Origin of the sequence: Streptomyces sp. NPDC085866 (assembly GCF_044541035.1) — a bacterium.
GTDB lineage: Bacteria > Actinomycetota > Actinomycetes > Streptomycetales > Streptomycetaceae > Streptomyces.
On record NZ_JBITSQ010000004.1, the window covers coordinates 126,148 to 139,149 of the forward strand.

A 13,002-nucleotide genomic window follows, 5' to 3' on the forward strand; every position below is an offset into this window, starting at 1 on the left:
AGCTCCCCCGGCGGCCGAAACGCACGCCCCGCCCCGAACCCCTGGTGAAAGTGCGCGTCCTGCCGCCCCAGCTGCCCAAGCTCCCCCGGCGGCCGAAACGCACGCCCCGCCCCGAACCCCTGGTGAAGGTGCGCGTCCTGCCGCCCAAGCTGCCCAAGGTCCGGCTGAAGCGGCTCCGGCTGAAGCCCTTCCGTGAGCGTAACCCGCTCGTCGTAGGCGCCGTCGGCCTCACCGTCCTCGCGCTGCTGACCGTCGCCGCGTTCAATGCCGACAGCCTGCCGCTGATCGGCGGCGGCGACACCTACAGCGCGGCCTTCTCGGAGGCGGGCGGGCTCAAGCCGGGCGACGAGGTGCGGATCGCCGGGGTCAAGGTCGGCAAGGTCGAGGACGTCGACCTGGCCGGCGACCACGTCAAGGTGACCTTCAAGGTCAAGGGCGACCCGGCGTTCGGCACCGAGACCGGCGCATCGATCCGGGTCAAGACCATCCTCGGCGCGAAGTACCTGGCCCTGCACCCGAAGGGGCCCGGCCGGTTGACGCCCGGCAGCGAGATCCCGCTCCGCCGGACCGTGTCGGCGTACGACGTCGTCCAGGCCTTCAGCGATCTCACGACCACCACCGAGGAGGTCGACACGGACCGGCTCGCGAAGGCGCTCGACACGATCTCCGTCACCTTCCAGGACTCGCCCGAGGAGGTCCGCGCGTCGATCAAGGGCCTGTCGAGGATCTCCAGGACCGTCGCCTCCCGCGACAAGGCGCTGCGCGACCTCCTCGACCACGCGAACGGAGTCACCAAGGTGCTGGCCGGGCGCACGAAGGACTTCTCCGCTCTGGTGACGGACGGGAACGCACTGTTCAAGGAGATCAGCAAGCGGCGCACCGCGATCCACAACCTCCTCAAGAGCAGCGCCCTGCTCGGCATCGAGCTCTCCGGCCTGGTCGAGGACAACCGGAAGGAGATCGGGCCGGCCCTGAAGAACCTCGACACCTTCGTGAAGATGCTCGAACGCAACCAGGCGAGCCTCGACCGGAGCGTCCGGCTGCTCGCGCCCTACGTGCGGCTCTTCACCAACACCCTGGGCAACGGCCGCTGGTTCGACTCGTACATCCAGAACCTGGTCGCCGCCCCGGTCACGCCACGGACGGGAGGCACCCGATGACCCGCAGACTCCTGGCGCTGTTCACCGCACTCGCGGTCGTCGTCGCGCTCGCCGTCCTCCTGTGGCCGCACCCCGACCCCGTCCGCGTCACGGCGTACTTCCCGCGCACCGTCGGCATCTACCCCGGTTCCGACGTCCGCGTCCTCGGCGTCCGCATCGGCGAGGTCAGGAGCATCACGCCGGAGGGCGGCCGGGTGCGGGTGGAGCTGGAGTACGACCGGGGACGCAAGGTCCCGGCGGACGCGCAGGCCGCCATCGTCAACTCCTCGGTGGTCAGCGACCGTTATGTACAGCTGCTGCCGGTGTACCGGAAGGGCCCGGTGCTGCGGGACGGCGACGTCATCCCCGAGTCCCGTACGGCCGTCCCCGTCGAGCTGGACCGGATCTTCGACAGCCTGCACACCACCGCCGACGCGCTCGGCCCGAACGGCGCCAACAAGAAGGGCTCGCTGTCGCGGCTGCTCGGGGTGAGCGCGGACAACCTCCAGGGCCAGGGCGAGAACCTCAACCAGACGGTCGAGGACCTCTCGCAGGCGGTCACCACGCTGTCCGACGGCCGCGGCGACCTGTTCGGCACCGTGCGCAACCTCCAGGTGTTCACGGCCGCGCTGGCGGCGGACGACAAGAGCGTGCGGTCGTTCAACACCAGCCTCGCCGAGGTGGCCGCGCAGCTGGCCGGGGAGCGGGGGGACCTCGCGGCGGCGCTGCAGAACCTCGGCGCGGCGCTCGGCGACGTGTCCGACTTCGTGAAGCACAACAAGAAGGCGCTGACCTCGGACGTGCGGGGGCTCAGCAAGGTCACCAAGGTCCTGGTCACCCAACGGGCCGCACTGGAGGAGCTGTTGGACGTCGCCCCCACGGGCCTGTCGAACCTGCAGAACGCCTACAACCCCGCCGCCGGCACCCTCGACACCCGTAACAACGCGCAGACACCGCAGGACCCGGCGTCCCTGCTCTGTTCGCTCCTGAGGACGACCGGGGACGAGGGTGGCAAGAACCCCGACTGCGCGGGGCTGAAGAAGCTCTTCGACTCCCTGCCCGAGGTGCCGACGGCCCCGCCGGCCACGGGCACGGTCGACAGGACTCTCGGCGGAATCCTGGGGGCCCGGGCATGAGTGTGCTGCGCAAGGGGCGGCTGGCCGCCTGGACGGCCGTCGGTTCGCTGCTGCTGACCGGCTGCGAGTTCAACGGCTGGTACGACGTCCCGCTCCCCGGGGGCGCCGCCGCGGACGGCCGCGCGTACCACGTCACCGTCGACTTCAGGGACGTCATGGACCTGGTGCCGCAGTCGGCGGTCAAGGTCGACAACGTCACCGTGGGCGCGGTCGAGAAGGTGGAACTGGACGGCTGGCACGCGCGCGTGCGGCTGCGGATCGCCGACTCGGTGAAGCTGCCCGGCAACGCGGTCGCCGAGCTGCGGCAGACGAGCATGCTCGGCGAGAAGTACGTGGCGCTGTCCCCGCCGGCCGGCACGCAGCCCGTCGGCCGGCTCCGCGACGGCGACCGCATCCCGCTCTCCCGCAGCGGCCGCAACCCGGACGTCGAGGAGGTGCTGTCCGCCCTGTCCGCGCTCCTCAACGGCGGCGGGGTGGCCCAGCTCAAGACGATCACCGTCGAGCTGAACAAGGCGCTGGACGGCCGGGAGAGCCGGGTCAGGTCCCTGCTCAAGGAACTCGACACCTTCCTCGGGGGCCTCGACGACCAGCGGGCGGACATCGTCCGGGCGCTCAAGGGCGTCGACCGGCTGGCCGAGCGGCTGAAGAAGGAGAAGAAGACGATCGCCGAGGCCGTCGACACGATGCCGCCCGCCCTGAAGGTCCTCGCCGACCAGCGCCGCGACCTGACGAAGATGCTCACCGGCCTGTCCAGGCTCGGCAGGACCGGCACCAGGGTCGTCAACGCCTCGCGGGACGACACCGTCGCCGACCTCAGGAAGCTGCGGCCCGTCCTGCAGCAGCTGAACAAGGCGGGTGACGATCTACCCAACTCGCTTGAACTACTGACCACTTACCCGTTCCCGCGCAACGTGGTGGACGCCGTCAAGGGCGACTACGTCAACCTGAAGATCACCGCCGACCTGGACCTGGCGGGCATGTACGGCAACGTCACCGACAAGCCGGGCAAGGGCAGGAGCACCCCGGCGCCCGGGGTCCCGGACCTTCCGAGCGTCCCCACTCCCACCCCCCTCCCGTCCACCCCGTCCCTGCCGGACACCCCGTCCGTGCCCGTTGTCCCATCGACGCCCTCCGACGGCAGCACCCTGCTGTGCCCGCCGGTGTGCACCGCGGCCTACGGCACCGGGGACGGCTCGCACCGCCTCCCGCAGGGGATCGACGTCGGCCTCGCCGAGCTGATGCTGAAGGGGATACTGCCGTGATCACACGTACGGTCAGGGCCCAGCTGCTGGCCTTCGCGGCCGTCACCGCCGTGGGCGTGTCGTACGTCGGCGCCGAGTACACGGGCCTGGTGGACGACATCCTCGACCGCGGCTACACCGTGCACGCCGACTTCGCCGAGTCCGGGGGCGTCTTCCCCGGCTCCGAGGTCACCTACCGGGGGGTGCCGGTGGGCCGGGTGGGCGATCTGCGGCTGACCGGTTCCGGGGTCTCGGTGTCCTTGAAGATCGAGGACGGCGCGCCCCGGATCCCGGCCGATACCCTGGCGGTGGTCGCCGACCGCTCGGCCGTGGGTGAGCAGTACGTCGACCTCCAGCCGCGCCGCTCGGGCGGCCCGTACCTGATCGACGGCAGCCCGATCCCGCGCAGCCGCACCCGGACCCCGCTCCCGGTCACCGACCTCGTCCTCAGCCTCGACCGGCTGGTGAACTCGGTCGGCAAGGACGACCTGCGCACCACCGTCGACGAGCTGGGGAAGGCCTTCGCCGGCACCGGACCGAACCTGAGCCGCCTGGTGGATTCGGGCAACGAGCTGGTCGAATCGGCGTCCGAGTCGCTCCCGGAGACGGTGTCGCTGATCGAGGACTCGCGGAAGGTGCTCAAGACACAGGCCGACCAGGGCTCGGCGATCAAGTCGTTCTCCCGTGATCTGGCGACGCTGACCGCACAGCTGAAGTCGAGCGACGGGGATCTGCGCAGGCTGATCGGCAACACGGCGCCGGCCGCGCAGGAGGTCAACTCGCTGCTGAGGTCCACGGGGCCCGACCTGTCGGTCCTGCTGGCCAACCTCATCAGCGGCGGCCAGGTCACCGTGGCACGGCTGCCCGGTGTGGAGCAGGCCCTGGTCACCCTCCCGCTCAACGTCGCGGGCAGCTACACCGTCATCCCCGGTGACGGCACCACCCACTTCGGGCTGGTCCTGGGCGCCGACGACCCACCGCCGTGCACCCAGGGCTACGGCACCCGACGACGCGACCCCGCCGACACCAGCACGCGCCCGGCGAACACCGGCGCGCACTGCACGGCACCGCGCGGCGGCACGACCTCGGTGCGCGGCGCGCAGAACACCCCCGGTGCGTCGGCCGGCCCGGGACAGACATCCGTCGGGATCGGCTCGACGGGCGGCGAACAGGCCGTATTCGGAAAGGAGTCGTGGCAATGGCTGCTCGTTGGACCGATGGCATCAGGCGCATGAGGCCGCTGGGGGTGGGGCTCGTCGCCGCGACCGTCCTGACGACCGTGCTCTCCGTCTGGCTGGGGCTGCGGCTGTCCGACCAGAGGGCGGCGGACCAGCGCCGCCAGGACGTACTGGCGGCGGCCCGCCAGTCGGCGCTGAACTTCACCTCGCTCGACTACCGGCACTACGGCCGGGACAGCGGCAACGTGCTGAAGGGCGCCACCGGCGACTTCAGGAAGCAGTTCGCCGCACAGACCGCGCAGCTGACCCGGCTGGTCGCGCAGAACAAGTCGGTGTCCGAGGGACAGGTCCTCGAGGCGGGCATCGTGCGGTCCGACGAGCGCTCGGCCCGGGTTCTGGTGGTGGCCGACAGCAAGGTGACCAATACCGCCGCGCCCGAGGGACAGGCGCGGACCTACCGGCTCCAGCTCGACCTCGTGCGGGTGGACGGCCGCTGGCTGACCTCCGACGTCGAGTTCGTGGGCTGACCCGGAGTTGAGGAGAGACACCGTGGCGAACCCGATCACCCGAACCCGCGGCACCGGCTCCCCGGCTCGCCGCACCATGACCGCGGCCGCCCGCGCGGCGGCCAAGCGCGCCAGGCGGCCGGAGCCCGACGAGACCGCTCTGCAGGCCGAGGGACGACCCTCAGGACGCACCGTGCTCATCGAGCCCCCGGGCGGCTGGGACGACCCGCCGGAGCCGAAGCCGGAGCCGGAGCCGGGGGCCGACGAGCAGGAGGGCGCGCCTGCGCGGCCGCCCCGCCTGCCAAGGCTGCTCACCGCGGCAGTCTGCCTCGCGCTCGCGGCAGCCTTGGCCGTGGCCGCCGTACTCGCATGGCAGTACCGGCAGGGACAGCAGACGGCACGGGCACGCGCCGAAGCCCTCGCCGCGACCCGGAAGACCGCGCCGGTCGTCCTGTCGTACGACTACCGTCACCTGGACCGCGACTTCGCCCGGGCCCGGGCCCTGCTGACGGGTGCGTTCCGCGACCAGTACGACAAGACCACGAAGACGGTGGTCGGGCCGACCGCGAGGAAGTACCACGGCGTGGTGAGGGCGGCGGTGGCGGCACCCACGGACGGCGGCGCGCCCGCGGTCTCCGTCGTGTCCGCCGCACCGGACAAGGTGGTCGTCCTGCTCTTCGTCGACCAGGTCACGCAGAGCACCCAGGTGTCGGGCTCCCGCCTGGACCTCAACCGGGTGCGGATGACGCTCACCCGTACCTCCGGCGGGTGGAAGGTGAGTGCCGTAGACGCCCTCTGACCAGGCCACAAAAGGTGCCCCCGCGCAGCCCGCGCGGGGGCACTTTTTCGTTGCCGCTCTTGACAGCCACCCCCGACCACAGGCAATCTTCCATTAAGCAGAAATGAACTTCCGCAATACGGAATCCCTAACGGAAGGGAGCGCGGCCCGAATGGGATTCGCAGACCAGCGCTTCAACGTCAACCTGTCGATCCTCTTCACGGAACTCCCGCTCCTGGAGCGCCCCGCGGCCGCCGCCGCGGCGGGCTTCACGGCGGTCGAGCTGTGGTGGCCCTGGGTCGACTCCCCCACCCCCGAGCAGTCCGAGCTCGACGCCCTGAAGAAGGCGATCGAGGACGCGGGCGTCCAGCTCACCGGGCTGAACTTCTACGCCGGCCAGCTGCCGGGCCCCGACCGCGGCGCCCTGTCGGTCCCGGGTGAGGAGTCGGAGAAGTTCCGCGCCAACATCGACGTGGCGGCGGATTTCGCGGCCTCCCTCGGCTGCAAGGCGCTGAACGCGCTGTACGGCAACCGCGTCGAGGGCGTGGACCCGGCCGAGCAGGACGCGCTCGCCCTGGAGAACCTCACCCTCGCGGCCCGCGCGGCCGACCGGGTCGGCGCGATCATCCTGGTCGAGGCACTGAACCAGCCCGAGTCGCCGAAGTGCCCGATCGTGAGCGCGCCCAAGGCGATCGAGATCGTGGACAAGGTCAACGCGGCGACGGGCCTCGGGAACGCCAAGTTCCTCATGGACCTCTACCACCTGTCCATGAACGGCGAGGACCTGCCCTCGGTCATCGAGCAGTACGCGGCGAAGACCGGCCACGTCCAGATCGCCGACAACCCCGGCCGCGGCGCCCCCGGGACGGGTTCGCTCCCGCTGGAGGAGCTGCTCGACCAGCTGAGGAAGGCCGGTTACGACGGCTGGGTCGGCCTGGAGTACAAGGCCGGCGACCGCCCGAGCGCCGAGTCCTTCGAGTGGCTCCCGCGCGCAGCACGCTGACCGCGCCGAACGCGCCGAACCCCCCGACTTTGCAGAGCAGTTAGAGAGGCACCCCCAGTCATGAGCACTCTTCCCAAGATCGCTTGGATCGGCCTCGGCATCATGGGCTCCCCCATGTCCGAGAACCTGATCAAGGCGGGTTACGACGTCACCGGCTTCACCCTGGAGAAGGACAAGCTGGACCGCCTGACGGCCGCCGGCGGCACCGCGGCCTCCTCGATCGCCGAGGCCGTGCGCGACGCCGACGTGGTGATCACGATGGTGCCCGCCTCCCCGCAGGTCGAGGCCATCTCCTACGGCCCCGACGGCATCCTGGAGAACGCCAGGTCCGGCGCCCTCCTGATCGACATGTCCTCGATCACCCCGCAGACCTCGGTGGACCTCGCGAAGAACGCCGAGGAGAAGGGCATCCGCGTCCTCGACGCCCCCGTCTCCGGCGGTGAGGCCGGCGCCGTCGAGGCCGTGCTGTCGATCATGGTGGGCGGCGAGCAGGCCGACTTCGACCAGGCCAAGCCGATCTTCGACGCGCTGGGCAAGACCATCGTGCTGTGCGGCCCGCACGGCTCCGGCCAGACCGTGAAGGCGGCCAACCAGCTGATCGTGGCCGTGAACATCCAGGCCTGCGCCGAGGCCGTGGTCTTCCTGGAGAAGTCGGGCGTGGACCTGCAGGCCGCGCTGGACGTCCTCAACGGCGGCCTCGCGGGCTCGACCGTGCTGACGCGCAAGAAGGACAACTTCCTGAGCCGCGACTTCAAGCCGGGCTTCCGCATCGACCTGCACCACAAGGACATGGGCATCGTCACCGACGCCGCCCGCAACGTCGGTGCCGCCCTTCCGGTGGGCGCCGTGGTCGCCCAGCTGGTCGCCTCGCTGCGCGCCCAGGGCGACGGCGGCCTGGACCACTCGGCCCTGCTGCGGGTCGTGGAGCGCCTGTCCGGCGCCCAGGTCTGACGGCCTCCCGAGACTTCCGGGCCGCGGTGCCGCTGACACCTGTCCTGTCGCGCCCAGGCGGCACCGCGGCCCGGAATTACCTTCAACAAACCGTTGACGCCCCGTTCACCCGAACCTAGGCTCACGCCAGCGGAAGCTCCATAAAGCGGAAGTCTGTTTCCGAAAATTCCGAAGATTCCCGCTGCCCTCTCGCACGGAAGGTCACGATGTCGAAGCGCGTGCTCACGACAGAGTCCGGCGCCCCGGTCGCCGACAACCAGAACTCAGCCTCCGCCGGCGTCGGCGGCCCGCTGCTGCTCCAGGACCAGCACCTCCTGGAGAAGCTGGCGCGCTTCAACCGCGAGCGGATCCCGGAGCGTGTGGTGCACGCCCGCGGTTCCGGCGCGTACGGCCACTTCGAGGTGACGGACGACGTCACCGGCTTCACCCACGCCGACTTTCTGAGCGCGATCGGCAAGCGCACCGAGGTGTTCCTGCGCTTCTCGACGGTCGCCGACTCCCTCGGCGGTGCGGACGCGGTCCGTGACCCGCGCGGCTTCGCGGTGAAGTTCTACACCGAGGAGGGCAACTACGACCTCGTCGGCAACAACACCCCGGTGTTCTTCATCAAGGACCCCATCAAGTTCCCCGACTTCATCCACTCGCAGAAGCGGGACCCGTTCACCGGCAGGCAGGAGCCTGACAACGTCTGGGACTTCTGGGCGCACGCCCCCGAGGCCACGCACCAGGTGACCTGGCTGATGGGCGACCGCGGCATCCCGGCGTCGTACCGCCACATGAACGGCTACGGCTCGCACACCTACCAGTGGACGAACGCCGAGGGCGAGGCCTTCTTCGTCAAGTACCACTTCAAGACGAACCAGGGCATCCGCTCCCTGTCCGCCGAGCAGGGCGCCGAGCTGGCGGGCAAGGACCCCAACTCGCACCAGACGGACCTGCTGCAGGCCATCGAGCGGGGTGTGCACCCGTCCTGGACCCTCTACGTCCAGATCATGCCGGCGGCCGAGGCGGCCGACTACCGCTTCAACCCGTTCGACCTGACCAAGGTGTGGCCGCACAAGGACTACCCGCTGCAGCGGGTCGGCCGGCTGGTGCTGGACCGCAACCCGGACAACGTGTTCGCCGAGGTCGAGCAGGCCGCGTTCTCCCCGAACAACTTCGTTCCGGGCATCGGTCCCTCCCCCGACAAGATGCTCCAGGGCCGGCTGTTCGCCTACGCCGACGCCCACCGCTACCGCCTGGGCGTCAACCACACCCAGCTCGCGGTCAACGCCCCGAAGGCGACGACCGCACAGAACTACGGCCGTGACGGCTTCATGGCGTCCAACGCCCAGGGCCGCCACGCCAAGAACTACGAGCCCAACTCGTACGACGGCCCGGTGGAGACCGGCCGTCCGCTCGCGGCCCCGCTGGCGGTCTCCGGCCACACCGGCACCCACGAGGCCCCGCTGCACACCAAGGACGACGACTTCTACCAGGCGGGCGAGCTGTACCGGCTGATGTCCGAGGAGGAGAAGCAGCGTCTGGTCGCGAACATCGCCGGTGGCCTCTCGCAGGTCTCCCGCGACGACGTGATCGAGAAGAACCTGGCCCACTTCCACGCCGCCGACCCCGAGTACGGCAAGCGCGTCGAGGAGGCGGTCCGCGCCCTGCGCGAGGACTGAGGCCACTGACAGCGTCCGGGTTCCGACGGGGAGGTCGGGCCCCGGACGCCGACGACCCGCAACCGAGCGGTCCGGATGAGGGGTGACCACTCGGTACGGCGGGCAGGGCGAGGACCGCGGCGGTGTGCGAGCCAGTGCGGTGGTGAAGGATACGAGCACCCTTCTCGACCAGAGGGAAGGGTTCCCGGCTCCGTCGCATCCGCCGCGGTCCCCAGCCACGACCTCGGAGCGAGGTCCCCGTCTCCGTCCGGCGGCGCGAATGTCCTGTCGCGCCCAGCCTCGCGCCGTCGGACGGCCATCACACGGCACCGAGAGCGCCCCCTGGTCACAGGGGGCGCTCTCGTGCTGTCCGGGCTCCGGGGGTGCGTTCCCGCCGCTTCCGCAGGACGCTGATCCCATGGGCAATCCGACGCAGTACCCGCACATCGTGGTCCACGCTCCGGCCCTCGACGGCTCCCGGCGCGTCACCGAGGGGGACGTGACCCTGGGGCTCGCCTCCCATCTGGACGACGTCGTCGAGATCCTGCGGCTGGCCGACCTGGACCGCATCGAGGTCGAGGAGAGCGACCTCATCGAGTGGCAGGGCGGCGGGCCCGACGACTGGCCGGGCCTGTCCGAGCACGAGGTCTAGGGAAGGCGGGTACGACAGCGGCCGTACCCGGCCTACGCAACCCTCAAATCAACCTCTGAACACCGCGAGAGAGGCTTCGACAACCGGCGCCGGCGGGCACAACACCGACACACGGGGCCCGTCGGCACGGGGGCGGCGGGTCCCGTACGGGGGTGCGTGATGGCCGGTACGACGAGAATCCCGACGGAACCGCAGGCGCTCGCTCTGCTGCGGGGAGGTGCCCGGGCCGCCGTGACGGTGGCGGTGCTGGGCCTGCATCTGCGGGGCGCGGTGAAGGCCTGGCGGCCGGGCACGATGCGGACCTCGGGTCCGGCGCCCGGATCGCCCCTGACGACGCTCGCGAAGGCGGTGCACACCGGCCTCTACCGCCCCGCCGGCATGAGGCAGTTGCTGGACCGGCGGCCGGTGCGGGAGGCGCTCGGCGAGCTGCGCGCGGACCTGGTCGGTGCGGGCCTGCTGCGGGCCGTCCTCCCGGGCCCTACCCGCGCCGGCCGCCGGGCCCTGAAGGACCTGCGCGCCCGGCATCCCCTGCCCGCCCGCCGCTCGGGCCTGTCCCCCGAGGACAAGCTGCTGCTGGCGGCCCTGCACGGCGACAAGGCGCTGGCCGTGCTGGCCCCCCGCTTCACCCGGGAGGCGGGCCTGACGGGCCGCGGCGGCACCACGGAACGCGAACTGCCCCGGTCCTGGGGCAGTTCGGGCGGTGGTGGGTTCAGCTGCGGAGTGGTGTGACCGCAGATCCGTGCGCCTGTCGGCCGCAGATCCCCGCGCCCGCACATGCAACAGGGGCGGCCCGTCCCCCTCGGACGGACCGCCCCCGGCGTGTTCTCGCGCGCTGGTGCCGGATCAGACCTTCAGCGGCTTGATCGACGTCGGCGCGTGGCCGGGCTCGGTGGCCAGGTCCTCGAACTCGGAGATGTCGCTGATGTCCATCGTCCGGCTCATCGAGATGTTGGTGATGCGCTCCAGGATCGCCTCGACGACGACCGGCACCTGGTACTCGGCGGCCAGCTTCTTCGCCTGCTCGAAGGCGGCGCCCAGCTGGTCCGGCTCGGTGACCCGGATCGCCTTGCAGCCCAGGCCCTCGGCGACCTTGACGTGGTCGACGCCGTAGACGCCGAGCTCAGGCGTGTTGATGTTCTCGAATTCCAGGTTGACCTGGAAGTTGATGTCCAGACCGATCTGCGCCTGACGGATCAGGCCCAGGTAGGCGTTGTTCACGAGAACGTGGACGTAGGGGATCCTGTGCTGGGCGGCGACCGCCAGCTCCTCGATCATGAACTGGAAGTCGTAGTCGCCGGAGAGGGCGACGACCGGGGACTCCGGGTCGGCCTTGGCGACGCCGATCGCGGCCGGGATGGTCCAGCCGAGCGGGCCGGCCTGACCGCAGTTGATCCAGTGGCGCGGCTTGTACACGTGCAGCATCTGCGCGCCGGCGATCTGGGAGAGGCCGATCGTGGTGACGTACCGGGTCTCCGGGCCGAAGGCCCTGTTCATCTCCTCGTACACGCGCTGCGGCTTCATCGGCACGTTGTCGAAGTGGGTCCGGCGCAGCAGGGTGGCCTTGCGCTCCTGGGTGGAGGCGACCCACTCGGCGCGGTCGGGCAGCTTCCCCTCGGCCTTCAGCTCCTTGGCGACCTCGACGAACAGCTCCAGCGCGGCCTTGGCGTCGGAGACGACACCGTAGTCCGGCGGGAAGATCCTGCCGATCTGGGTGGGCTCGATGTCGACGTGGACGAACTTGCGGCCCTGGCGGTAGACGTCGAGCTTGTAGCCGGTGTGGCGGTTGGCCCAGCGGTTGCCGATGCCGAGGACGAAGTCGGACTCCAGGAAGTTCGCGTTGCCGTAGCGGTGCGAGGTCTGGACGCCGACCATGCCGGCGTTCAGCTCGTGGTCGTCGGGCAGGGTGCCCCAGCCCATCAGGGTCGGGACGACCGGGGTCTGGGTCAGCTCGGCGAACTCGACCAGCAGGTCGGTGGCGTCCGCGCCGATGATGCCGCCGCCGGCGACGAGGACAGGGCGCTCGGACGCCAGGAGGAAGGAGATGGCCTTCTCGATCTGGGCGCGGGTCGCGGCCGGCTTGTAGACCGGGAGCGGCTCGTACGTCTCCGGGTCGAACTCGATCTCGGTGAGCTGGACGTCGATCGGCAGGTCGATCAGGACCGGGCCGGGACGGCCGGAGCGCATCAGGTGGAAGGCCTGCTGGAAGACGCCGGGGACCTGCGCGGCCTCCAGGACGGTGACCGCCATTTTGGTGACCGGCTTGGCGATCGAGGCGATGTCGACGGCCTGGAAGTCCTCCTTGTGGATCACGCTCGTGGGCGCCTGGCCCGTGATGCACAGGATCGGGATGGAGTCGCCGATGGCCGAGTACAGGCCGGTGATCATGTCGGTGCCGGCGGGGCCCGAGGTGCCGATGCAGACGCCGATGTTGCCCGGCTCGGTCCGGGTGTACCCCTCGGCCATGTGCGAGGCGCCCTCGACGTGGCGGGCGAGCGTGTGATTGATCCCGCCGCCCTCCTTCAGCGCCTTGTAGAAGGGGTTGATCGCCGCGCCCGGCACACCGAAGGCGTCCGTGACGCCCTCGCGCTTGAGGATCTCAACTGCCGCGCGGGCAGCGGTCATACGAGCCATCGAGTACTCCTGCTTCGGCTGTCGGATGCGTACTCCCGTCGCGCCCCGCGGCGAGTACTTCCGTATTGCGGAAAGTAATTTCTACTATCTGAAATCAATGTAGGGGGGTCGCCGAAGGTCGTCAAGAGAGGGACAAGGGGGGTC

At 70.5% G+C, this 13,002-nt stretch carries 12 protein-coding genes; 11 read left to right on the top strand and 1 reads right to left on the bottom strand.

The genetic code is table 11. The features are described 5' to 3' along the window. Window positions 1-137: 137 nt before the first annotated feature. The 11 genes from ACIF83_RS10705 (at window position 138) to ACIF83_RS10755 (ending at window position 10,956) form a co-directional block, all read left to right on the top strand. Entirely contained in the window at window positions 138-1,160 is a 1,023-nt protein-coding gene (locus tag ACIF83_RS10705; protein WP_399726280.1) for an MCE family protein, read from the top strand. Then, window positions 1,157-2,275 (top strand): MCE family protein, encoded by a 1,119-nt coding sequence (locus ACIF83_RS10710; RefSeq protein WP_399725496.1) that lies wholly within the window; start codon window positions 1,157-1,159, stop codon window positions 2,273-2,275. The genes ACIF83_RS10705 and ACIF83_RS10710 overlap by 4 nt, the downstream gene beginning before the upstream one ends. Further along, the gene (locus ACIF83_RS10715; protein ID WP_399725499.1) at window positions 2,272-3,537 is read left to right on the top strand and encodes an MCE family protein; all 1,266 of its coding nucleotides are present in this window, start codon (window positions 2,272-2,274) and stop codon (window positions 3,535-3,537) included. Before ACIF83_RS10710 ends, ACIF83_RS10715 begins: the two co-directional genes overlap by 4 nt. After that, a complete protein-coding gene (locus ACIF83_RS10720; RefSeq protein WP_399725502.1) occupies window positions 3,534-4,751 on the top strand; it encodes an MCE family protein in 1,218 nt (405 codons plus the stop codon). The genes ACIF83_RS10715 and ACIF83_RS10720 overlap by 4 nt, the downstream gene beginning before the upstream one ends. After that, entirely contained in the window at window positions 4,748-5,221 is a 474-nt protein-coding gene (locus tag ACIF83_RS10725; protein WP_399725505.1) for a hypothetical protein, read from the top strand. Before ACIF83_RS10720 ends, ACIF83_RS10725 begins: the two co-directional genes overlap by 4 nt. Window positions 5,222-5,243: 22 nt before the next feature. After that, window positions 5,244-5,999: a hypothetical protein gene (locus ACIF83_RS10730; RefSeq protein WP_399725508.1), complete on the top strand. Its 756-nt coding sequence runs from the start codon at window positions 5,244-5,246 to the stop codon at window positions 5,997-5,999. Between the two features lie 151 nt (window positions 6,000-6,150). Continuing rightward, complete coding sequence (locus ACIF83_RS10735) at window positions 6,151-6,981, top strand: TIM barrel protein (RefSeq protein ID WP_393472975.1); 831 nt, start codon at window positions 6,151-6,153, stop codon at window positions 6,979-6,981. Between the two features lie 60 nt (window positions 6,982-7,041). Continuing rightward, the gene (locus ACIF83_RS10740; RefSeq protein ID WP_399725511.1) at window positions 7,042-7,932 is read left to right on the top strand and encodes a 2-hydroxy-3-oxopropionate reductase; all 891 of its coding nucleotides are present in this window, start codon (window positions 7,042-7,044) and stop codon (window positions 7,930-7,932) included. Between the two features lie 206 nt (window positions 7,933-8,138). After that, window positions 8,139-9,596 carry a catalase gene (locus ACIF83_RS10745; protein ID WP_393472981.1) on the top strand — a complete coding sequence of 486 codons (1,458 nt, stop codon included), beginning with the start codon at window positions 8,139-8,141 and terminating at the stop codon, window positions 9,594-9,596. Between the two features lie 397 nt (window positions 9,597-9,993). Then, a complete protein-coding gene (locus ACIF83_RS10750; protein WP_053657434.1) occupies window positions 9,994-10,227 on the top strand; it encodes a hypothetical protein in 234 nt (77 codons plus the stop codon). A 159-nt stretch (window positions 10,228-10,386) separates the two neighbouring features. Further along, entirely contained in the window at window positions 10,387-10,956 is a 570-nt protein-coding gene (locus tag ACIF83_RS10755) for a TIGR04222 domain-containing membrane protein (protein ID WP_393472984.1), read from the top strand. Window positions 10,957-11,070: 114 nt separating this feature from the next. Here ACIF83_RS10755 and gcl read toward each other — a convergent pair whose 3' ends face one another. Next, window positions 11,071-12,858, bottom strand: a complete 1,788-nt coding sequence (gene gcl, locus ACIF83_RS10760) for a glyoxylate carboligase (RefSeq protein WP_399725516.1) — start codon at window positions 12,856-12,858, stop codon at window positions 11,071-11,073. Window positions 12,859-13,002: the final 144 nt, after the last annotated feature.

Coding starts and splice junctions, on each gene's coding strand:
- gcl (WP_399725516.1), bottom strand. CDS start 12,858: ATGGCTCGTATGACCGCTGCCCGCGCGGCAGTTGAGATCCTCAAGCGC.
- ACIF83_RS10745 (WP_393472981.1), top strand. CDS start 8,139: ATGTCGAAGCGCGTGCTCACGACAGAGTCCGGCGCCCCGGTCGCCGAC.
- ACIF83_RS10735 (WP_393472975.1), top strand. CDS start 6,151: ATGGGATTCGCAGACCAGCGCTTCAACGTCAACCTGTCGATCCTCTTC.
- ACIF83_RS10715 (WP_399725499.1), top strand. CDS start 2,272: ATGAGTGTGCTGCGCAAGGGGCGGCTGGCCGCCTGGACGGCCGTCGGT.
- ACIF83_RS10710 (WP_399725496.1), top strand. CDS start 1,157: ATGACCCGCAGACTCCTGGCGCTGTTCACCGCACTCGCGGTCGTCGTC.
- ACIF83_RS10755 (WP_393472984.1), top strand. CDS start 10,387: ATGGCCGGTACGACGAGAATCCCGACGGAACCGCAGGCGCTCGCTCTG.
- ACIF83_RS10725 (WP_399725505.1), top strand. CDS start 4,748: ATGAGGCCGCTGGGGGTGGGGCTCGTCGCCGCGACCGTCCTGACGACC.
- ACIF83_RS10750 (WP_053657434.1), top strand. CDS start 9,994: ATGGGCAATCCGACGCAGTACCCGCACATCGTGGTCCACGCTCCGGCC.
- ACIF83_RS10740 (WP_399725511.1), top strand. CDS start 7,042: ATGAGCACTCTTCCCAAGATCGCTTGGATCGGCCTCGGCATCATGGGC.